The organism is Sphingomonas sp. P2_B6 (genome assembly GCF_056404755.1).
Genome location: NZ_JBFUDK010000003.1, coordinates 205,933 through 225,050, shown reverse-complemented (window position 1 = coordinate 225,050; position 19,118 = coordinate 205,933). Strand labels below are relative to the sequence as shown.

Sequence of the window (19,118 nt, the reverse complement as noted above, 5' to 3'; positions counted from 1 at the left end):
AGAAGAGGATTCACGCGAAGACGCGAAGGGGCTTTGGGGCGGGCAGCTCGCCCGATCGCCGGAGAAATGGGTCAACCCGCGGCCGTGGGAGCCGTACGGTTCACCTCTCGCGCACCTTCTTCGCGTCTTCGCGTGAATCTCCTCGCGGCCTGTCGAAGCCGGCCGCCTGATGGCGATCCGGCTACGCCTTCAACCGGTGCCGCACTTCGCCCCAGTGGCGCGGGCCGACGCGGACGACGGCGCCCGATTTCAGCTCGAGCACCATGTGCCGCCCGATCGCGCTGATCCGCAGCACCGAGCCCGGCCGGACAAAGGCGGAGCGGTGGACCCGGATCATGTGCGCCGGATCCAGCCCCTGTTCGAGCGCGCCCATGGTGATGCGGATCATGTGGCTGCGTTCCGGCGTATGGAGCAGCGCATAGTCCTTGGCCGCCTCGATCCACTCGATCGACTCCACCGGCACGCGAATCTCGCCGCGCGAGGTGGGGATCCAGAATTCCTCCTGATAGGCGCCGCGTGGCGCGGGCGCGGAATCGTCCGCCTCGTCGTCATTGTCGGCGACGCCGGCGACCGGCGTTTCGGCCGGGGCAGTCGCGGCCAGCCGCCGCAACACCGAGCGGATGCGCGCCAGCAGCTCGCGCGGCTCGAACGGCTTCATGATATAATCGTCGGCGCCCAGCTCCAGCCCGACGACGCGGTCGATCACGTCGCGGCGCGCGGTGAGCATGACGATGCCGATGGTCGGGTTCAGCGCGCGCAGCCGGCGCGCGATGCTGAAGCCGTCCTCGTCGGGCATGGTCACGTCGAGCACAACGAGCGTCGGCATGCCGCGCCCGAGGATGATATCGAGATCGGCGCCGCCGCCGGCCTCGTCCACGTCCATGCCCTGCTCGCGCAGATAGGCGGCGACCGGCTCGCGCAGGTCTTCCTCGTCGTCGACGACAACAATGTGCGGATTGGCTGGGGTGGTCATGCGAGATCCATCTGCTTGAGGAACCGGTGCACCGCATCGGGCATGAAGGGCTTTTCGAGGACGGGACGCTTGACCTCCTCGAGGAACCGGGCGGCCGCGACGCCCAATGTATCGCCGGTGGCGAAGGCGACGCGGTCGAGCAGGTCGGGCCGCTCGGCCGCAATCCAGGCATGGAGCTGCGGCCCGTCGATGCCGGGCATGCGCAGGTCGCTGATCACGAGATCATAATATCCCGTGGCGAGCTTTTCCTGCGCCGCGCGGCCGCCGACGGCGATGTCGCAGGCAAAGCCCTCGATCGACAGGAAGTCGGCGAGCGATTCGGCGATTTCGAGCTCGTCGTCGACGACCAGGGCCTTGCGTGCCGGGGCCTCGACTTCGGGCGCGGGCTCCTCCGCGACGGCCGGCTGGGCGCGCTCGGCGTCGATCGGCAGGGTCAGGCGGAAACAGGCGCCGCGCGCGGCGGGCACCAGCTCGAGCCGGCCGCCATGCGCCTCGGCCAGGCCTTGCGAGAAGGACAGGCCGACGCCGGTGCCCTGGCCCTGCGGCTTGGTGGTGAAGAAGGGCTCGAAGATGCGGCGGCGCGCCTCTTCCGGAATACCCGGGCCATTGTCGGCGACGTCGAGGATGACGGTGCCCGGCTCGTGGCCGATCCTGGTGCGCACGGTCAGCGCGCGGTCGGGCACGCCGGCCTCGACCAGAGCCTGTTGCGCATTGACGATCAGGTTGATGATGATCTGGTGGAGCTGGTCCGAATCCGCCGAGATGTTGGGCAAAGCGGGGGCAAGATCGCGGGTAGCGGCGATGCCGTCGTTGCGCAGGCCATATTCGGCAAGGTCATAGGCGGCATTGGCCACCGCGTTGAGATCGACCGGCTCGCGCTCGGGCCGTTTCTGGCGCGCCATGGCGAGGAAGGTCTGGACGATGCGGGCGCAGCGATCGGCGGCGCGGCGAATCTTCTGCGCGCGCTCGGCGAGTTCGCCGCCGCGCGACTGGCGCTCCATCATCACCGCCTGGGCGACGACGATCGACAGCGGGTTGTTGAGTTCGTGACTGACCCCGGCGAGCAGCGAGCCGAGCGCCGACAGTTTCTCGGTCTGGTAGAGTGCCTCGCGCGAGCGGGCCAGGTCCGCCTCGGCGCGCTTGCGCTCGGTCAGGTCGAGGGTGAAGCCGCCGGTGCGCGCGACCCCGGCGCCAGTGATCGGGAAGACCATCGACAGGACATGGGCGATGTCGCCCATGCCGGTGAGCGCGATCTCGGCGCTGGCGACCTGGCCGTCCTGGGCAAGTTGCTCCAGCCGGTTCAACTCGGCGGTGATATCCGCCGGGAAGATCTCGTCGGTATGCGCGCCGTACAGCTCCTCCGGGCTGCGGCCGAGCGCCTTGGCGAATTCGGGATTGACCCGGATATAGCGCCCCTCGCCATTCTTCAGGTGCATTGCGACCGGCGCGTTTTCGAGAAAGGCGGAGAGCTGCGCCTCGCTTTCGGCGAGCCGTTCTTCCGAATGGGCGCGTTCCAGCACGGCGAGCGTGCGGTCTGCGAGATCGCGGACCAGGTCGACTTCGCTGTCGGTCCAGATCCGGGGCCTGTCCTGCTGCACCGAGAGCACCGCCACGATCACGCCCGCCCGCATCATCGGCAGGGTCAGCACCGCCGCGATCTGCAGCGAGTCGAACAGCGGCCGGTTCTGCTCGTCGAACCGCGGGTCGGTCGCGACGTCGTTCACCCGGACCGGCAGGCCGCTCATATGCGCCGCGGCCAGCTTCGTGCCGAGCGCGGCGGAAGGGTAGCGCTGGTTGACGATGCTGGGCAGGCCGGTGGTCCATTCCTGGAGCACGCACAGCGAGGCGCCGTCGTCTTCGGCCTCGGCGAAATTGGTGCGCATCGCGCCGAGATGCTCGCCCAGCGCCGCGAGCGTCTCCGCCAGGATGTCGCGCGCGTTGGTATGCTGGCGGATCCGGTCGTTCCAGGACAGCAGGAACGCCTGGTTGCGCTCGCGTTCCTGCAGCGCGGCCTGGGCATGGGCGCGTTCGAGCGCGACCCAGGTGCGCTCCGCGATGTCGCAGATCAGCTGGATCTCGCCGTCATGCCAGCGCCGTGCTTCCTTGTGCTGCACCGACAGGGCGGATCGCATGCGGCCGCCCTGCACCAGCGGCGCGCTGACAAAGGCCCGGATATCGGCGCCGAGATAGCGCGCGACCGCGGCCGGCTCGAGCCGCGGGTCGTTCGCGACATCCTCGTAGCGGATGATCTCGCCGGCGGTCCATTCGCGGTCGACCGCGGCGCCGACGCTCTGCAGCAGGAAGCTGTTGCCGCGGATGCTGGAGACGGCGTGTCGCCACTCCCCCGTCACGGTGAACATCTTTCCCGTCGGGTCGCATTCGGCATAGGTGGTGCGGGTGGCGCCGAGATGCCCGCCCAGCCATTCGAGCGTGGTCGCGATGATCGCGTCGGGCGAGGCCTCGCCGCGAATCCTGTCGCTCCAGTCGATCAGAAAGGCCTGGTGGCGTTCGCGTTCGAGCAGCTCGGCTTCGGCGCGGGCGCGTTCGAGCATCACCCAGACGCGCTCGGCGACGTCGCGCAACAGCTGGATCTCACTGTCGCGCCAGTGGCGCGGGGCGTTGTTCTGTACCGAGAGGGCGGAGCGGACCTTGCCGTTCTCGACCAGCGGAATGCTGACGAAGGCCTGGATTTCGGTGGCGAGATAGGCGGGCACGCGCCCTTGCTCGATGCGCGGATCGGTGACGATATCGTCATAGCGCACGATCGCGCCCGCGATCCATTCCTGCTCCACCATGTCGCCCACATCGTCGAGCGAGAAGCTGCCGCCGGCGATGCTGATCACGTCGGCGCGCCATTCGCCCTGGATATGGAAGACGCGGCCGCTGTCGTCGCTTTCGGAAAAGGTCGCGCGGGTGACGCCGAGATGACGGCCGAGTGCCTCCAGGGTGGTCTGCATGATCGCGTCGGGCGAGGCCTGGCCGCGCACCCTGTCGCTCCAGGCGAGCAGAAAGGCCTGGTTGCGCTCACGCTCCTGCAGCGCCGTCTCGGCGCGCGCGCGGGACAGGGTTGCCCAGACCCGCTCGGCCAGCTCCTCGCACAATTCGATCTCGTCGCGAGTCCAGATGCGGACCGCGGTGTCGAGCACCGCCAGCATGGCGACGGGCCGGCCTTCCTTCACGATCGGTACGTTGATGCTGGACCGCACGCCCATCAGGTCGGCGGCGCGCTGCACCGGGTCCTCCGCCGAGCGGCCGAGCAGGTGATTGTCCTCGACGACCCGGCTCTCGTTCCAGTCATAACGCTCGGCAAGGCTGGCAAAGGCCTTGTTCAGCCCGAACCGGTCGGCGGCGCCGCGCTGGGGCACGCCGCCCATCGCGTGGAACACGTCGAGCGTGTCCGCGTCGCCACCCTCGGTCTCGCCATAGAGCATGTGCGGGATGCCGAGATGCTCGGCCAGGATGCGCGACAGGCCGGTCAGGATCGCGTCGGCATTGCTCAGGTCGCGCGACTGGTCGTGAAAAGTGCGCAGCACCGCCTGGCGCCGGTCGTGCGCCTGCTTGTCGCTGAAATCGATCTGCACCCCGCACCAGCGCACGACGGTGCCGCTCGAGTCGCGGATCGGGACGGCCTTGCTGAGGAAGGGACGGTAGGAACCGTCGGGGCAGAGCATGCGCAGCACCACGGTCGAGGTCTCGCCCGCATCCCAGGACTGTTTCCAGGTCTTCAGCGCGAGCGGCAGATCGTCGGGATGGCAGATCCCGCTCGGGTCGCCCTGCTCAGCGCTGGTCCCGCCGAACATCTCGTACCACTGGCTGTTGGCCCAGCGCAGCACGCCATTCTCGTCGCCGACCCAGCACAGGCCGGGCAGATTCTCCGCGAGCATGCGGAACTGCTCTTCGCTTTCGCGCAGCTCGGCGACGGCGCGCAGCTGCGACAGCGTGTCGGCCGGATAGCGGTCGCGAATGGCGTCGGTGCCGGGTCTGTCCTGCATGCTGCTCTGCCCCTCTTGTCCGACATGATAGCGCCATTCCGGTGCTTTGCAGAAGAGCGGGCCTGCAGCCCGGTCGCGGGCAATGTCGGATTCGTCGCAGCTTCGTCGCATTCGTCGCAAGCCGCAGCCGTTAAGCTGCTGGATCGCGCAGGATTAATGCCATGGAAAGTGTATCCGCCGGCTCCGGCATCAATGCACCAAAGGGCGGAGAATCCCTTCGAAATCTCGCCGTGGGGTGTTTTGCGTCGATCTGCCGCGACCGGCTGGCCGACGAGCTGCTGGTTTTTTCGCGCAGCCGGCCGGACGTCGACATCGGCGTGCACGAAATGCAGCGCGGCGCGCTGCTGCCGGCGCTCCGGAACGGCAACCTGTCGCTCGCGGTGCTGCCGGGCAAGCCAGAGCCCTACACGCATTCGATCGGCCTGTGGCACGACCGGGTGCTGGTGGCGATGCCGCCCGGCCACCGGCTGGCCGCTTCGGCGACGGTCAGGCCGGCCGATCTGCGCGACGAGATCTTCCTGACCTCGCAGCAGCAGTTCGGCGGCGACATGCACCGGTTCCTGGCCCAGCGAATCCTGCCGATCGGGCCAGCGCTGAACACGACGATCATCGATCTCGGTCCGCCCCGGATCCTCGCCCGCGTCGCCCAGGGCGAGGGTATCGCGCTGATCAGCGGCAGCCATGAGGAATTGCTGGGCGACGGGCTGGTGGTGCGGCCGGTCGATGCGGTCGGCGCGCTGTTCCCGGTGCGGGCCTATTGGATCCAGGAGGACCCGGCCGAGCCGCTGGCCGGCCTGATCGCCAGCCTGAAGGCGCGCGCCGGGCCGTTCATTGCGCGCTAGCGCCGGATGGTGGTGGGCCCGTCGGGATTCGAACCCGAGACCTACAGATTAAAAGTCCGCTTGCGGGCCTTATGATTCAACGCGTGTTCCGACAGATTCTCGATTTGTGCGCCTTCCGCCTATCAATGGCTTGGCTTGATTGTCGGAATGCTTCCTCGCGACCCTTGAGCGGGCAACAGCGATCGTGCGAGAGTGCATCTGCACGTCGCGCAGGGGAAGATAGATGAGCGATCAGCCGACCGTCGACCAGCTCTGGGAACAGGATCGGGCGCTGCTCGCTGAGCATGGGCCCAGCCACATTGCGGACATATGCCAGACGATCGAGGTCCGCCGCTCCGAGGGCAGGATCGCCGATGCCGAAGAGCTCGAGGAGCAATGCCGGCGCATGCGCGTCATCCTGCTGACCGATGCCGAGCTATGGACCGCTTACCAGAAGACGGACGGCGAACCCGGCGACGCAGAGGCCGATCGACTGGCGCTCGAACTGGAATATCGCGGTCTCGACACCTAGGCAGCGGCGCTTTTTGCGTCGCCCTGGCGCTCCCATTCGACAAGCCACGGCCCATCGCGGACGAGGGAGACCGGGTCGGCCATGTCCTCTCCCTCGAACAGCGCGATCGCGTCGCCCGCCAGGATCTTTGTCTCGGACGTAGGCGGACCGCCTTCGTCCTGCAGGGCGCGCAGCTCGTACCGCACACCGTCCAGCACGCCGAACATGATCGTCACGTCGTCCCCGGCGATCGAATAGGCACCCTCCGAACTGTCGTCCTCCTGGCACAGCACCATGCCGTCGAGCAGCTGAATGCGGGGCGTCGTGGCGCGGTCGAACGCGATGCCTTCGTCGATGATGAACCAGGTGCCCGCGAGCGGATCGATACTCATTTCCCATGACTCCGAGTCGGCCGATGGGTAGAACAATATGAGAACAAACCGCCCGTGTCGAGTCACCCTTGCGCCCACCGATCGCGCGCGCCACCTTGTCGGCATGTGCAACCGCGCCCGCCTCGATCACGATCCAGAAACCCTCCGGGAGCGCTTCGGCGCGAAGTGGCTGGCCCCGCGGCCCTTGGAAAACACGTTCGACTGGAAGGACCTGGCGCCCAACAAGCGCGCCTATGTCGTGCGCGAGGATGAACGCGGCCGCGGCATCGACCTGATGCCTTGGGACGTGCTGCGCGGGCAGGCAAGCTGGGCGATGACCAACGTACGGGACCTCGACAAGCCGCAATGGCGGGCCTTGGCGTCCGATCCTGCGAACCGATGCCTCGTGCCGCTCACCGAGTTCTGCGAGTGGACGAAAGACAAGATCGACCTCGGCGACGGCAAGCCGCCGCTCAAGGGCGAAATGTGGTTCCAGGCGGCCGATCAGCATATCTTCGCCGTCGCCGGCTTCTGGCAGCGCACGATCAAGGGCAACGGCTTTGCGATGATGACGTGCGATCCGAACGAGTTGGTCGCGCCGATCCACCCGAAATCCATGGTTACGATTCTGCGCAACGCCGATTGGGATCGCTGGATGACCTGCGACTATGCCGGCGTCGTGGAGCTGCAGCGCCCCTATCCGGCCCGGAAGATGACGGTGCGCGGGCCTGAGTTCCCGACCCGCATGCCTGCGGCCGAGGAAGCGGTCACCGGCGACGCGCCCGACCCGGCACCTTGACGTTCAACGCCACATGCTCGCTCACGTCGCTCAACCCCTCTGGACCAATGGCACGACCCATTCCGGCAGCGGCGGTGGGTTGGGGCGCCTGTCGCGGCCCTCTCCGGTCCCCCAGTCCCGCTTAACCAGCAGCGCCGGCCTTTCCTTACAGGTCCGGCAAATCAGGCGCTCGGCGGCAATGTGCAGCGTCACCTTGAGGCCCATCTGATAGATCAGGCTCTCGGGCGTGAAAACAACGACGCGCGAGCATTTGCAGCGTGTCGCGATTTCGAGGTGGTGACCGACCAGCTGGGCTAGCGGGCGGTTCTCCGGGGCGTTCGGATCGGCTGCGACTCGGGGTGACATCGGCGGAACATTGCCGGAACATCGGCGGGGTGCAATACGTGGCGCGCGTCTCACGCGCTCGCCGCGATCGAGCGCGCGGCACCCTCGGAATGCACGACGCGCGGGTCGCGCGTAACGCCATAGACGTAATATTCGCCGTCGATCAGCCAGCACTCGACGCCACGGCCCAGGGTGAAAATCAGCCGCATATCACGCCTCCCCAATCGAGCCGTCGCACTCGCGGACCGGACAGCCGAGGCCGTCCGGGTGCGCGTCGAGCTGCGACCGGGTGGTGCGGAACGAGAAGCCGCAGCAGTCGCAAACGCACTTGAGCATGCGGGTGGTCTGCTTCGGCTTGCCGGAGTGGAACTCGGTCAGCGGAGCGCCCGGCATCGGCCCCAGCTCAGCGAGGATCGGGAGGGCCCATTCCCGCCAGCGTGCGCCGGCAACGGTGGCGGTCATCTTGCCTTCAAGGCCGAGGGCGACGGCGCAGCGTTTAAACGCCCCGCCATGCTTGGCAGCGAGGCCGACAGCGGCATGCACGGCCTCATGGGTCAGCACGTCGGCAACGCGGGTATCGGCGTTCAGCGACGGCCGCAGGAAGATCTCGAAATGACCGTCGCCTGACGAGGTGGTGCCCCAGCACTCGCCGATGGCCCGGCCGCGCATCCCGGCGGACGGGAAGCCGATCGAGGCCCGGACCTTCTTCGGGAGCGGGTAGCCGACCCGCTCGAAGTGGGGGCGGGCGGCGTCGAGAAAGGCGTTCAACCATTCTTCGCGGGTGGCGTAGCGGCTGCTGGTCTGGGTCTTAGTGAGCATCGGTCGTTCCTCATTTCCGTTGCTCATTGTGTAGAGCATCGCTCAACACTCTGCAACAAGAAAATGTAGAGCGGCGCTCAACTATTTTCCTTGACCCGCACCTCCATATCTGTAGAGTGATGCTCAACAGCAACGGAGGCAATCAGATGGAAATCACTTCGGTTCGGGATCGTCGGGTCAAGGCTCTGGTGGAGGATCAGGAACTGACGTCGGTCGCAGGCCTGACGGCCATCGAAGTTCGCAAGATCGCGGAAATGCTGACCGCCATCCGCGTGATGACTGACCCGGTCCAGCTGCACGTTGTTCCCCAGTGGCGCGCCCATGAATTGAAGGGCGCCCGCAAGGGGACGTGGAGCCTGACCGTCACCCGGAATTACCGCCTGACCTTCTTCGTCGATATCAAGGAGCAGACGGTGTCGGTGCTGGATTACGAGGACTACCACTGAGGGGCCTAGCGCCCCTCAACTTTTTGTTGAGTGTCGCTCAACTTTATGTTGCCATGTGTAGAGCGGCGCTCTATATCTGCTAGGGTAGAGGAGTGCTCCCATGACTAAGCGCGATACGAGCCAATACAAGATTACCGATCCGGTCGAGATGCTCGTTCGGACTCAGCCGCCGATCGACAAGCATCCGGGCATCTTCATCAAGGAAACGCTGCTGCCCGCCTACGGGCTGAGCGTCTCCGAAGCGGCCCGCCGCCTCGGCGTCGATCGCGCCGGGTTCCATGTGACCTTGAGCGGGAAATACGATGTGAGCCGCGATCTGGCGTACAAGCTGGGGGCGCTGATGCGCGACGAGGTCGCCGACTTCCTGATCGCGTACCAGACCGCCTATGACAAACAGCGGGAGGCCGAAAAGCGCGAGGCATACAAAAAATGGATTCCGCGTGCCGAACCAGTCGCCGCCGATGGCTGACACCATGATTGAACGCATCGCCCGCGTCCTGTGCGCTCGCGAGGGGCGCGACCCGGACGAGGTCTGTATCGGCGAGGGCGCCGCCACCGGCCGGACATGGACCCGCTGGCAGGCCTTCGCGACCGAGGCCGACGATGTCCTCGCGGCGATGCGCGAGCCGACGTTCGAAATGATCGCCGCCTGTGGCGACCTGATCGGCTCGCAACAGGAGCACTGGAAGCGCTCGATCGACGCGGCGCGGGCTGGCGCCTGATCTGCGACGGACAAAAAAATAGCGTCCGGAGCCAAGCCCCGGACGCCATCACCGTTCATCGTCGCCTGTGAACCAGTCAGGGCGCGGCTGAGAGCACGATAGGCGGGCAGGCGTCGGCAAGTGCCAGCGTCGTGTTGGCCGTGTCGATCGCAGCCTGGCGTGCGACAGGATCCTTGATCGACGCAGCCGCGCGGATCGCGGTCTCGGCCGAAGCGCGCACGCTGATCTGGTGCGAGCACACATAGTCGGAGATCTGGCGATCGGTCGCGCATCCGGACAGGAGTGCGACAGCCGCGAGAATGGGAAGCACGAAAAGAGCGCTCATATAACGTTTCCTTTATGGGGCGGTTGCCGCGAGGGCGCGCGGCACGCTTCCGGCTAGGCCGGAACTATTTGGCCTCGTCGTCGCCGATCGGCGGGCTGGCCTCGGCCTGCCGGCGCACGAGATCCGCATTTTGCGTTGCCAGCTCGCCTCCACTCTTCGTTGCCTGGAATGCCCAGCCGACCGGGCCATTGAGCCACGCCGTGATGATCAGCGCCGTGGCGATCGTCTTGAAGAAGTCGTCGCGTAGCAGCGACCGATCCGCCCACATCATGAGCAGGATGATCAGGACGAGGGCGAAGCACGCGAGGCTGATCCAGCCGCGACCATCAGGCTTGGCGATGCTCAGACGGATGACGATAGGAAGCTTCATGCGTAATATCCCCAGTTGATCGGCGTGCCGGCCGCGCCGGGCTGATGCCCGCGCATGCCCCGTGCGCGAGGGTCGAAGCTGACGTGAACGACCTTTCGCCCGCTCTCCAGGATGAGCTGGTCAATCTTCAACTTGCGGGCCTTCATCGCCGCGGCGATCGTCCGCGCGAGATCCTCGGCCGTCATGCCGTCGACCACGATATCGGCGGCGAAACCCATTGGGTGCGCCGAGGTGGGCGTTCCCCCGACCCGTCGGTTGACCTCGGGGTTCCGGTACGCCGAATTGACGTGCACCGGCTTTTTGACGAGGGCGCGGACCGCTTCCAACCCGGGGGCCAGATAAACCCTCATGTTCGTCAGGTGGACTGCGATCGGCGTGTTCGGGATACCGAGCTTCCGGGCCGTGTCCGACACGGTCAGCTCCTCGAGCGTGAAGTTGGGCGAGAGGTTCATTGTGGTTCCTTTCCGTCATCGCTGCGGAGCTTGCTGGCCGACGTCGGGGCATCCATGCCCAGCATCGCCCGGCCGAGCGTCGATGCCTGCGAATCGAGCCTCCGTTTCAGGCCGGTGATTTCATCCTCGAGCCCGCGGACTTCGGCGCGGAGCTGGTCGGTCTCGCGCTGGCAGGCGTGCCGATATTCGGTGTGGCGCTCTTCCTGGTCGGCCAGATCACCGCGCAGCTTGCGGTTCTCGACCTGAAGGCTCTCCACCTGTTTCGCGTATCCCTCGCGCCGCGCGAGGCGATCGTCCGCGCTGAGCTTGCGCGTCTCTCTCCACTCTCGAAGTAGCCAGCCGCCGAACATCATCACGCCGGTCCACGTCCCCGCGCCTGTGATCGTAAGGCCGTTGATGCCGAACAGGTTGCCCGGTGCTGGCGGTGCCGCCGCCGTGAGGAGGAGCAGCGCGGCGGCGGCAATTGCGATGCGCGCGCGATCACGGCCGGCAGCGCCGGAGAAGCTGGACAGGTTTATCAAGGCTGGGCTCCCGGTGTTCTGGGGATTGCTGGAGATCGATCGACGCGCCTACGGCGCGCTGTCCCCCGTCACCGCCTCGACCAGCGCGGCCGCGATCTCCGGAGGCAGGCTCAACGCCGCCGGCACATCCGGCGCGGGCGCCTGGCCGGCGTCGACCAGCTGCGTCTCGAACGTCGTCGCGCGCAGCGACTGGTTGCCCGCCGCCGTGCTGGCGATGATCGCTGCCTGGCGCAGCTGCGCATTCTCCTCGGACAGGGCGATGACCTGCGCGGCGAGCTGGTCGATCGCGGCGCCCGCGCTCTCCAGTGCCATCTCGGCGAGGCTCAGTGTCTCTTCGGTGGTCAGTTCCTCGGGCATCGCGATATCCTCAGGCAAGGGTGAGCAGGTCGTTGGCGGTCATCTGGGTGAGGATGATCCGGGGATTGTCGCCGCCGAACATCACGTCGGCCGGATAGCCCTGGATCACCATCTTCGCGGCGTGGCTGTTGAGGGTGGCGGTCGTGCTGGCGATCGTTGCGTTGAACGTCGCGTCGAACAGCTCGCGTCGCCGCGCCTGCACTGCCCAGTCGTGATAGTCCGTCCAGATCGCGCCGAACCCGAAGCCGCCGATCAACGTCCCGACGCCGGTCCGGTTGAGCCCGCGCGGCTCCTGCGTCGTCAGGAACAGGGGCGACATGTCGGAAAAGGGCACCGTCCCCGCCACATGCGTATAGGCCGAGCCGGTGCCCGAAAAGCTGAGCGGCGTGTCATTGAAGTAGCCAACAATCGTTCCGTTGGTCTGGTCATAGGCGCCACAGACCCATGTCCACTGCCCTTGAACAAGTGCGGTACCACCGAACGCTACGGCCTTGCTGGTCGCGTTGAGCACAAGCTGGTTGGCCGCGTCATTGGCGGTCATCTTCAACAGCCCGCCGGCGCTGATCTGGATGGTCATCTTTGCCTGAGAGCCGGTCTTCCCGACCGTCCAGCTGGCGAGATACGGCGCCGATGCGAGGTTATCGACCTTGACCCAGAAGGCGAACGACAGGACGTCGCTGTCCGGCACGCCGTGATCTTCCATGCCGTACATCGAGAAGCCGGTCGCACCGATGTTCATCTTGACCGGCGTCGTCTGGGTCGACGGACGTCCGATATAGATGTCCACCGCCTCGATCCGCGAGAAGCCGTTCGCCGCCGTCAGCTTGACGTAGAGCGTATAGATCAGCGGCGCGAGCGCCCCGGTGTTGGACCGGTAGATGTTGCCGCTCGGGTCGATCGTGAAGACGCCGTCCCAATTGCCGGCGACGATCGCCGCCCTGATCGCGGTGCCGCGCATGCCGAGGGTGCCGACCAGGCCGCCAGCGGCGATGTCCAGCGCTGCCCGGAATTTATAGCCGGGCGGCGTGAACGGGGCGCCCGTCCCTTCCACGGCATGCGCCCAGTCGCGGCCCAGCTCGGCGATGTCGCCATAGCCCGATTGCGAGGGATGCTTGGGATCGGCAGTGAGCGTGCTGCCGGCGCCATTCGCGCCGTGATGGCGATACCAGGTGCGGTTGACGCTGTCCCACACGATTCGCCCGTCGTCATAGGTCAGAATACCGGTCGGCGCTCCGGCATTGGTGAGCGGAGGGGCATTGTTCTGGATCACGTCAGACACGGCGTTCGAGCCGAACCGGGTGAGCGGTCGCTGGCGCAGCACGCGAGTCTGGTACAGGTCCGGGCCGTTCCGCGTGCCGCCCTTGGTGATCATGTAACGGCGATAGTCGATGACGTCGGCGCCGAAGGCGGCCCGCATCTCGCGGGCATAATATTCGGCGTCGGCCGCGTAGCGCGAGCCTTCGGCGCCGGCCACGTCGACCGGGCCGGGGAGAAAGATCGCGCATTTGGCGCCGCCCGTCTGAAGCGCCTTGATCGCCGTGACATTGGCCTTTGTCGTGACGGTCGCCCACTGCCGATCATTGAGCACGCCCAGATCGTTCAGGCCGGTGAAGAGGAACAGGTTCTGCCCCTTCACCGTCGCGGACGCGGCGCCGTATGTCGTCAGCGTCTGGGCACTGGTGGTGCCGCCGACGCCCGAATTGACGATCGTTCCGCCCGAGGTGACCATCGCGGTGAGCTGCGCCGGGAAGGACAGCGGCGAGCCGACGCCGAATGCGGTGCTGTCGCCGTAGCAATGGTAATTGGCCGACAGCACCAGGTTCGGGCGCGTGATCAGCGACTGCTCGCGGTCATAGGTGACGATGTCGAGATCGCGGCGCATCGGCGCGGCGAGAATGTTCGCCATCGCCGCGTATCCTTGCGCGAGCGCCGAGGCCGTCGTGGCGGTCACCTTGGCCTCGGTGGCGCCGGTCGCGCCGTCCGCCGCCACCGCTGCGGCATTGACCGTCTGGGTCTTGAGGTCGTTGACGACGGTCAGGGCACTGCCCAGGCCCGACGCCGAGGCTGCGGCGCTATTGACCATCGCCGCCATCTGGATGAGGTAATCTGCTGCTGTGGGCATATCCGATCCTTCAGGCGATGCGGGCGCGGACGAGCGGCGCGAAGTTGGCAGCAGCGCCGAGGGCGATCGCGCCTGGCGACGCGGGCAACGCGCCAAAAGCCTGCGCGGAGGTTTTGAACGTAAGGCTAAACATCGAACCGGCGGCCGAACCCATGTGTGCCATGGCGGGGAGCGCTGCCGCGCGGACGTTGAAGGCGTCGCTGCACAGGCACGCAAACCAGTAGGTTGTGCCCCTCGACATCGTAAGGCTGACCGCCGCATTCTTGATAGCAGCGGTCGACGCGTCGACCGGCGCGGCCGACGAGACAAGCAGGCTCGTCGGCACGCCGCCGCTGTCGGAATAAATTCCGAGCGACATCGCCGCTGCGGCAAGGCCTCCGACAACCTCGCACTCCAGCCGGTCGATCGTTACGTCGCGACATGGACGGAACGGAACGAAATAGACCTGGTTGGCGACGGCGGCGATCGTATTGAGGCCCCCGGCATTGATCACGGGCTGGACATAGTCGCCGCTCGCGACGGGAAAGGGGGCATGCACGCCGTGAAGGCCCGTCAGCACGCCGCCCGACAGCCGGAGCAGCCCGGCGAGCGTCAACTGCTCGATCGCGCCGTTGCCCGCCGTGGAACGTCCAAGCAGCACACCCGCCGCCGCCGTGAGCAGCGAGGCGCCGACATCGCCCGAATAACCCACCTGTGTAAGGGCGGTGTAGAACGGGGTCGTTGCCGTGCGCTGATAGACGATCAGGGCGCCGCCCTCGTTCGAGGTGAACAACTCGCCCGATGGGATCGCTGCAACGCCGGCCGCCCGCGTCGCATAATAGCGGCCCATCGAAATCAGCACCGCCGCCACGAACGCGACAATCTCCGCAGCCACCTCCGCAGACGCTGCGGCCAAGGTCGCCCCCGCCTCGGTCGCCCCGACGGCGGTATCCTGCGCTTGACCGATCGTCGTCAGGGCATCGGCAATTGCCGATCCGACCGTTCCGTCGACGCTGTCGCCCTGGGCCTTCGCATAGTCGCCCTGATTGTGCGCATAATCGCCTTCGGTATGGGCGTAGGTCGCAGCGCCTCCGATATAATCCGCCAGCGCCTCGGCAGTCGCCTCTGGGATAAGGCCCGCATCGAACGCCAGCTGGGCTGCCGAAAACCCCGGCGCGCCTTTCGCCGAGATGATCGTGCGGCGCGGAAATCGTTGGTCGAACAGGAAGCGGGTCGATGGCGCTGCGCTGTCGCCGGCCGCCGGCGTGACGTTCCCCGGCGACCGGTCGACGGCGAACTTACCCGCGATCCATATGTCGCGCCCGGAGCCGGTCAGTTCGGCGACCTCGTGTGCCAGGCGCAGCCGGTCTGCGCCCCAAAGGCTTTCCGTCTGTTCCCCATCGATCACGAAGCGCACGAAATGGCCGTCGCCATCGGTCAGGATATCGCCCGCGACGCTGACCAGTTGCTCGCGGTCCGTCGTCCGGTAGATGGTGAAGGCAAAGGACCGGCCCGACAGGTCGATCGTGCCGCCGGCGCCGTCGTCGAACGCCAGCTCGACGGTCACGGCCTCGCCCGCATAGCAGCGGCAGTCCCCGTTGACCGAGAAACGCGACGCAAGCGCGCTCATCGCCGAAACTCCAGCGTCATCAGCATAAACATTCTCCGGTGAGAGATTCTAGACGGGCAGGCCCCGCGCGATCCGACGCGCAACGATGCGCTGGACTTCCGCAGCGGCGGTTTCGGCGGCCCGGTCGATCACGACCTGGGCCAGTTCTTCCCTGGTGCAGCCGATGGCGTCGGCCTCGAGCTCGATCGCCGTCGGCAGGCCGAGGATCATGCGCGCCTCGATCAGCTTCACAGCGTGCGCGACTGCGCGGGCATAAGGACCGTGCGTCGAGATATGCTCCAGGTTGACGCGCTCCGCCGCCCGCTCCGCCGGTGTGACGAACGCCCCGCTCGCGAAATCCCAGTCTTCGTCGGGTCCTGGGAGCCGCGGTATCTCGACCCGGTTCGTGCCCCGCGCGCGGCCATTGCCGCGGTTGCTGTCAGAGCGATAGGTCGGCTCTTCCGCATGATATTCGGTGGTGCCATCTTGCATCTTCACTGCCCAGGGCATGCCTTGCTCCTAAGATGGCGTTGCGGTCGCCGAGCCGTACACCGCGTTGATTCCCTGCGATGATCCGGACGCGACGCCCTTGATCCTGACGCCAACCGTCGTCCCGGTGCCCAGGCCGGTGATCGACCTTGTCGCGCTGGTCGATCCCGGCACCGTGACGGCCCCCTTGGGCACCACGATCTGGTAATATTTCTGACCGCCTGTCTGGTAATCCGGTCCGCCGCTCGCGGTCGACCATGAGCTGCCGCCGTTCGTGGTGTATTCGACGAGCAGATCGAGGAACGTGTCGACCGGGTCCGTGGAACTCGGGTCGATGCTGCCCTGAGAGTTCTGGACGTTGAAGTTGACCGGGGCCGATACGTCCACCGTCCCGCCGGTGCCCGTCGTGACATCCGGGATCGTCGCGAGCAAAACATAGGACCCGCTGAGCCCGGGTGCCGCAAAGGAGTTGGTGCTGGCGGGCGGTCCCGCGCCCCCTCCACCGCCTCCGCCGCCTCCGCCCCCGGCCGGTGGCGGGGCATCATCGCGCAGGATCTTGAACACCTTGGTAAGCGGCACGCCGAAATAGTCGGTAAGCACGGTCACGGTAGTTTCGCCGGGCAGCGGCTGAGAGGCGATCTCGAACGTGCCGGGGAAGGGATCGCCCGTGCTGTCGATCGTGATCGTCACCCCGCCTGTCGCGGAAATGGAATAGGTCGTCAGGTCGCTGACATCGGTCGCGCCGAGCAGTCGCGCGATGCTGCCCTGCCGCGGCAACTGGCCCGCATCGATCGTGCCGGCATTGCTGGCGGTCACATGCACGTCGGGCGCATCGCCAAGCGCGTGCTGATTGAGCGAGGTGATATCGGAGATCGGCTCCCATGCCACGCCGCCCCACCGGAGCACGGCGCCGGTGACCGGATTTGTCCAAAGATCGTCGATGGCGTTGGCGACGGGCGCCGTGGTCGAGGTGAACAGGGTGATGCTGCCGCTGCTCAGGAATCTCCAATAGGTGCTGCCGATCACCGGATCATTGCCGGCGGTCGGCGTCGGCCAGATATAAAGCCAGCGCGACTTGTCGGGCATCTCGACGATATTGCCGTCGCGATAGGTCAGGGTGTCGTCATAGGGGCCGAGCTCGACAATCGGCGCGGTGTACGCGATGTCGCTGAAGCTATGCACCGCCCAGGTGCGCTCGGCGCCGATCGCCAGCTTCCGGAACGGCGCGGCAACACCGATCTGCTCGACCTTGCTGACCATCGGCAGGCTGGTGCCGTCGGCCGCCAACGTGACCGAGGGAGAAGACGGCGCGTCGATCGGCACCACGAACAGTTTGCCGAGCCAGGAGACGCCGGCGACGGCGTTGACGCTCGCCGCCAGCCCCTGGATCAACTGCCGCGCCGTCGTCTGCTGGTCGAGATAGAGCGACAGGTTGTAGGGCCGCGAGATGTCGAGCGCGTCGAGCGAAGCGTCGTCGATCTTGCCGGCGCCGCCCGACAGCAGCGCCAGGCGCCGGATGATCTCCCCGGGCTTCCTGATCCAGCCGTCGGCGGTGCCGTCGTCGCCTTCCATCAGGAAACTGACCAGGCCGTAGGGCGGCGCGCCGAACCGCGCCATGCCGACTGCCTTCGCGGTCGCCCAGCTGCCGGCCGGGATGGTCGCCGCGACCAGTGCCGCATAGCTCGGATAATCGGCGACCGCCGCGGAAAACCGCACCAGCTTGTCCAGCGCCACGTTGATCGCGTGAACGCTGCCATAGCCCGAGACCTGATACACCGAATTGACGCTGTCGATCAGCTTGCCCGGCACATAGCGCGGCGCGCCGATTGCGAGCGGCTTGGGCTGGCCCTTCAGGTCGGCGCCGCCCTCGGCGCCGGTGGTGCCGGCATAGAGGGTGAGCAGCGCGGTATCGAGCCACTTGTCGTCGACGCCGAACGGCGTGTCGGCCTCGCCTTCGGCAATCTTCGGCTGCTCGGTCACCCGGCCGTCCAGCCGCAGCGTCCACGCGCCGCCCGGCGCGTCGGGCCCACCAGTCCAAAGCTGCAGGCGGGCGTCGGCCATCGAATAGCGGCCGATATTGGGCCATGGCTCGGTGCGCAGCGACAGGTTCGATGTCGGCGCCGATATCTGCGCCTCGAAACTCCCGTCGAACAGGTCGTATCGCAGCGTCGGCAGCTTCGCCAGCGCGGGCCACCAGGTCTGGCCGCCGACATGGCAGACGGCGGGGTCGTCGGCGCTGCCGGCGCGGAGCGTGACCGCAGCGGCGGCGACAGGGTCCCACGCGTCGATCTGGCACCGCACCGCCATCAGAAGTTGCTCACGATATTCGCCTTCGACTCCCAGGCGGCGGCGTTGCGCCAGACCATCGAGAGGTCGCCGACCAATGGGCCGAAATACATGCGGTTCTGGCGCTGCGCGTCGGCCGCAGGGTCGGTGACGAGCGCGACCATCTCGGTATTGCCGATCTGCTCGAGCAAGGGCTTCACCGCCGCTTCGACTTCGTCCTTGCGGATGTTGGAGAAGGTGAGGCCGACAGTGCGCAGCTTCTTGCCGCGATTCCTGATCAGGACGGCGCGGCGGGAGAAATCGAGCGAGCCCAGATCGCGGACACCGAAGGCGGCGCCGAAGCTGAAGTTGCGCTCCAGCACGAGGCGCTGGCCGATGACGATCCTGCTCACCGTCAGGTCGAACTGCGCTGCGCCCTGCCAGAACAGCCGGTAATAGCGCGCGGCGGGCAGCGAGCCGGGATAGCTCCACAGGCCACAGCCCGGGCGGCCCTGGCCGAAGATGCTCCCGGCATAGAGCGGCGCCGTGGGGCTGAACGTCACGCCGGTACTGAAACTGGGGTCGTTGCTTCCCGCGACGAAGAACACGGCGGTTGAGGAGATGTTCGTGGGAAGGCCGAATACGGCGATCGTGTCGATCGTGACGGCCGCCCCCATGTCGAACCCGAGATAGTGCGAATAGGGACCGCTCCCGCCCATCGTGCCGCCCGCAGCGCCCCAGATGACCCCGGCGTAATCGTTGAGGACGTAAGACTTGTCGCCAATGCTGGTGGCGCCCGCGTCGGTCGCAACAGCAGCCATCGGGTTGATGATCCACGCATTTGCCATCGA

At 66.8% G+C, this 19,118-nt stretch carries 21 protein-coding genes; 6 read left to right on the top strand and 15 right to left on the bottom strand.

The window, feature by feature from the left end; all coding sequences use genetic code 11:
• Window positions 1-181 precede the first annotated feature (181 nt).
• Window positions 182-973, bottom strand: a complete 792-nt coding sequence (locus AC1DX5_RS05715) for a response regulator (protein ID WP_465170947.1) — start codon at window positions 971-973, stop codon at window positions 182-184.
• Window positions 970-4,965, bottom strand: a complete 3,996-nt coding sequence (locus AC1DX5_RS05710; protein WP_478014514.1) for a GAF domain-containing protein — start codon at window positions 4,963-4,965, stop codon at window positions 970-972. The genes AC1DX5_RS05715 and AC1DX5_RS05710 overlap by 4 nt, the downstream gene beginning before the upstream one ends.
• A gap of 161 nt (window positions 4,966-5,126) precedes the next feature.
• Here AC1DX5_RS05710 and AC1DX5_RS05705 point away from each other — a divergent pair, with 161 nt between their 5' ends.
• Both AC1DX5_RS05705 and AC1DX5_RS05700 read left to right on the top strand, forming a co-directional pair.
• A complete protein-coding gene (locus tag AC1DX5_RS05705) occupies window positions 5,127-5,807 on the top strand; it encodes a LysR family substrate-binding domain-containing protein (RefSeq protein WP_465170945.1) in 681 nt (226 codons plus the stop codon).
• A gap of 223 nt (window positions 5,808-6,030) precedes the next feature.
• Window positions 6,031-6,318, top strand: coding sequence for a hypothetical protein (locus AC1DX5_RS05700; protein ID WP_478014513.1), 288 nt, complete (start codon window positions 6,031-6,033; stop codon window positions 6,316-6,318).
• Here the strand turns inward: AC1DX5_RS05700 and AC1DX5_RS05695 are convergent.
• Complete coding sequence (locus AC1DX5_RS05695) at window positions 6,315-6,689, bottom strand: hypothetical protein (RefSeq protein ID WP_478014512.1); 375 nt, start codon at window positions 6,687-6,689, stop codon at window positions 6,315-6,317. The genes AC1DX5_RS05700 and AC1DX5_RS05695 overlap by 4 nt on opposite strands.
• Before the next feature lie 103 nt (window positions 6,690-6,792).
• On the opposite strand from AC1DX5_RS05695, the gene AC1DX5_RS05690 reads away from it, so the two are divergent.
• Window positions 6,793-7,467 (top strand): SOS response-associated peptidase, encoded by a 675-nt coding sequence (locus AC1DX5_RS05690; protein ID WP_478014511.1) that lies wholly within the window; start codon window positions 6,793-6,795, stop codon window positions 7,465-7,467.
• Between the two features lie 395 nt (window positions 7,468-7,862).
• Here AC1DX5_RS05690 and AC1DX5_RS05685 read toward each other — a convergent pair whose 3' ends face one another.
• Both AC1DX5_RS05685 and AC1DX5_RS05680 read right to left on the bottom strand, forming a co-directional pair.
• Window positions 7,863-8,000 (bottom strand): hypothetical protein, encoded by a 138-nt coding sequence (locus tag AC1DX5_RS05685; RefSeq protein WP_478014510.1) that lies wholly within the window; start codon window positions 7,998-8,000, stop codon window positions 7,863-7,865.
• A gap of 1 nt (window position 8,001) precedes the next feature.
• Entirely contained in the window at window positions 8,002-8,610 is a 609-nt protein-coding gene (locus AC1DX5_RS05680) for a transcription elongation protein SprT (RefSeq protein WP_478014509.1), read from the bottom strand.
• A gap of 146 nt (window positions 8,611-8,756) precedes the next feature.
• On the opposite strand from AC1DX5_RS05680, the gene AC1DX5_RS05675 reads away from it, so the two are divergent.
• The 3 genes from AC1DX5_RS05675 to AC1DX5_RS05665 all read left to right on the top strand — a co-directional run bounded on the left by AC1DX5_RS05675 (window position 8,757) and on the right by AC1DX5_RS05665 (window position 9,778).
• Window positions 8,757-9,056 carry a type II toxin-antitoxin system RelE/ParE family toxin gene (locus AC1DX5_RS05675; protein WP_478014508.1) on the top strand — a complete coding sequence of 100 codons (300 nt, stop codon included), beginning with the start codon at window positions 8,757-8,759 and terminating at the stop codon, window positions 9,054-9,056.
• Between the two features lie 100 nt (window positions 9,057-9,156).
• A complete protein-coding gene (locus AC1DX5_RS05670; protein WP_478014507.1) occupies window positions 9,157-9,525 on the top strand; it encodes a helix-turn-helix transcriptional regulator in 369 nt (122 codons plus the stop codon).
• Window positions 9,526-9,529: 4 nt separating this feature from the next.
• Window positions 9,530-9,778, top strand: coding sequence for a hypothetical protein (locus AC1DX5_RS05665; RefSeq protein WP_477044482.1), 249 nt, complete (start codon window positions 9,530-9,532; stop codon window positions 9,776-9,778).
• A gap of 76 nt (window positions 9,779-9,854) precedes the next feature.
• On the opposite strand, the gene AC1DX5_RS05660 is transcribed toward AC1DX5_RS05665, so the two are convergent.
• The 10 genes from AC1DX5_RS05660 to AC1DX5_RS05615 form a co-directional block, all read right to left on the bottom strand.
• Window positions 9,855-10,103 carry a hypothetical protein gene (locus AC1DX5_RS05660; RefSeq protein ID WP_478014506.1) on the bottom strand — a complete coding sequence of 83 codons (249 nt, stop codon included), beginning with the start codon at window positions 10,101-10,103 and terminating at the stop codon, window positions 9,855-9,857.
• 64 nt (window positions 10,104-10,167) lie between these two features.
• On the bottom strand, window positions 10,168-10,473 hold the full coding sequence (locus AC1DX5_RS05655; RefSeq protein ID WP_478014505.1) for a hypothetical protein: 306 nt from the start codon (window positions 10,471-10,473) through the stop codon (window positions 10,168-10,170).
• The gene (locus AC1DX5_RS05650) at window positions 10,470-10,925 is read right to left on the bottom strand and encodes a D-Ala-D-Ala carboxypeptidase family metallohydrolase (protein WP_478014504.1); all 456 of its coding nucleotides are present in this window, start codon (window positions 10,923-10,925) and stop codon (window positions 10,470-10,472) included. Before AC1DX5_RS05650 ends, AC1DX5_RS05655 begins: the two co-directional genes overlap by 4 nt.
• The gene (locus tag AC1DX5_RS05645) at window positions 10,922-11,446 is read right to left on the bottom strand and encodes a hypothetical protein (RefSeq protein WP_478014503.1); all 525 of its coding nucleotides are present in this window, start codon (window positions 11,444-11,446) and stop codon (window positions 10,922-10,924) included. Before AC1DX5_RS05645 ends, AC1DX5_RS05650 begins: the two co-directional genes overlap by 4 nt.
• A gap of 48 nt (window positions 11,447-11,494) precedes the next feature.
• On the bottom strand, window positions 11,495-11,803 hold the full coding sequence (locus tag AC1DX5_RS05640; protein ID WP_478014502.1) for a hypothetical protein: 309 nt from the start codon (window positions 11,801-11,803) through the stop codon (window positions 11,495-11,497).
• Between the two features lie 10 nt (window positions 11,804-11,813).
• On the bottom strand, window positions 11,814-13,925 hold the full coding sequence (locus tag AC1DX5_RS05635; RefSeq protein ID WP_478014501.1) for an SGNH/GDSL hydrolase family protein: 2,112 nt from the start codon (window positions 13,923-13,925) through the stop codon (window positions 11,814-11,816).
• A 10-nt stretch (window positions 13,926-13,935) separates the two neighbouring features.
• Window positions 13,936-15,534, bottom strand: a complete 1,599-nt coding sequence (locus AC1DX5_RS05630; protein ID WP_478014500.1) for a hypothetical protein — start codon at window positions 15,532-15,534, stop codon at window positions 13,936-13,938.
• 48 nt (window positions 15,535-15,582) lie between these two features.
• Window positions 15,583-16,023 carry a hypothetical protein gene (locus AC1DX5_RS05625; protein ID WP_478014499.1) on the bottom strand — a complete coding sequence of 147 codons (441 nt, stop codon included), beginning with the start codon at window positions 16,021-16,023 and terminating at the stop codon, window positions 15,583-15,585.
• A gap of 9 nt (window positions 16,024-16,032) precedes the next feature.
• Complete coding sequence (locus tag AC1DX5_RS05620; RefSeq protein WP_478014498.1) at window positions 16,033-18,309, bottom strand: hypothetical protein; 2,277 nt, start codon at window positions 18,307-18,309, stop codon at window positions 16,033-16,035.
• Complete coding sequence (locus tag AC1DX5_RS05615; RefSeq protein WP_478014497.1) at window positions 18,309-19,115, bottom strand: hypothetical protein; 807 nt, start codon at window positions 19,113-19,115, stop codon at window positions 18,309-18,311. The genes AC1DX5_RS05620 and AC1DX5_RS05615 overlap by 1 nt, the downstream gene beginning before the upstream one ends.
• Window positions 19,116-19,118: the final 3 nt, after the last annotated feature.

Bases quoted from the DNA above. Each gene is read 5' to 3' on its own strand.
- AC1DX5_RS05620 (WP_478014498.1), bottom strand. From the start codon at position 18,309: ATGGCGGTGCGGTGCCAGATCGACGCGTGGGACCCTGTCGCCGCCGCT.
- AC1DX5_RS05700 (WP_478014513.1), top strand. From the start codon at position 6,031: ATGAGCGATCAGCCGACCGTCGACCAGCTCTGGGAACAGGATCGGGCG.
- AC1DX5_RS05635 (WP_478014501.1), bottom strand. From the start codon at position 13,925: ATGCCCACAGCAGCAGATTACCTCATCCAGATGGCGGCGATGGTCAAT.
- AC1DX5_RS05715 (WP_465170947.1), bottom strand. From the start codon at position 973: ATGACCACCCCAGCCAATCCGCACATTGTTGTCGTCGACGACGAGGAA.
- AC1DX5_RS05650 (WP_478014504.1), bottom strand. From the start codon at position 10,925: ATGAACCTCTCGCCCAACTTCACGCTCGAGGAGCTGACCGTGTCGGAC.
- AC1DX5_RS05655 (WP_478014505.1), bottom strand. From the start codon at position 10,473: ATGAAGCTTCCTATCGTCATCCGTCTGAGCATCGCCAAGCCTGATGGT.
- AC1DX5_RS05640 (WP_478014502.1), bottom strand. From the start codon at position 11,803: ATGCCCGAGGAACTGACCACCGAAGAGACACTGAGCCTCGCCGAGATG.
- AC1DX5_RS05710 (WP_478014514.1), bottom strand. From the start codon at position 4,965: ATGCAGGACAGACCCGGCACCGACGCCATTCGCGACCGCTATCCGGCC.
- AC1DX5_RS05615 (WP_478014497.1), bottom strand. From the start codon at position 19,115: ATGGCAAATGCGTGGATCATCAACCCGATGGCTGCTGTTGCGACCGAC.
- AC1DX5_RS05680 (WP_478014509.1), bottom strand. From the start codon at position 8,610: ATGCTCACTAAGACCCAGACCAGCAGCCGCTACGCCACCCGCGAAGAA.
- AC1DX5_RS05670 (WP_478014507.1), top strand. From the start codon at position 9,157: ATGACTAAGCGCGATACGAGCCAATACAAGATTACCGATCCGGTCGAG.
- AC1DX5_RS05690 (WP_478014511.1), top strand. From the start codon at position 6,793: ATGTGCAACCGCGCCCGCCTCGATCACGATCCAGAAACCCTCCGGGAG.
- AC1DX5_RS05675 (WP_478014508.1), top strand. From the start codon at position 8,757: ATGGAAATCACTTCGGTTCGGGATCGTCGGGTCAAGGCTCTGGTGGAG.
- AC1DX5_RS05685 (WP_478014510.1), bottom strand. From the start codon at position 8,000: ATGCGGCTGATTTTCACCCTGGGCCGTGGCGTCGAGTGCTGGCTGATC.
- AC1DX5_RS05660 (WP_478014506.1), bottom strand. From the start codon at position 10,103: ATGAGCGCTCTTTTCGTGCTTCCCATTCTCGCGGCTGTCGCACTCCTG.
- AC1DX5_RS05665 (WP_477044482.1), top strand. From the start codon at position 9,530: ATGATTGAACGCATCGCCCGCGTCCTGTGCGCTCGCGAGGGGCGCGAC.
- AC1DX5_RS05695 (WP_478014512.1), bottom strand. From the start codon at position 6,689: ATGAGTATCGATCCGCTCGCGGGCACCTGGTTCATCATCGACGAAGGC.
- AC1DX5_RS05625 (WP_478014499.1), bottom strand. From the start codon at position 16,023: ATGCCCTGGGCAGTGAAGATGCAAGATGGCACCACCGAATATCATGCG.
- AC1DX5_RS05705 (WP_465170945.1), top strand. From the start codon at position 5,127: ATGGAAAGTGTATCCGCCGGCTCCGGCATCAATGCACCAAAGGGCGGA.
- AC1DX5_RS05630 (WP_478014500.1), bottom strand. From the start codon at position 15,534: ATGAGCGCGCTTGCGTCGCGTTTCTCGGTCAACGGGGACTGCCGCTGC.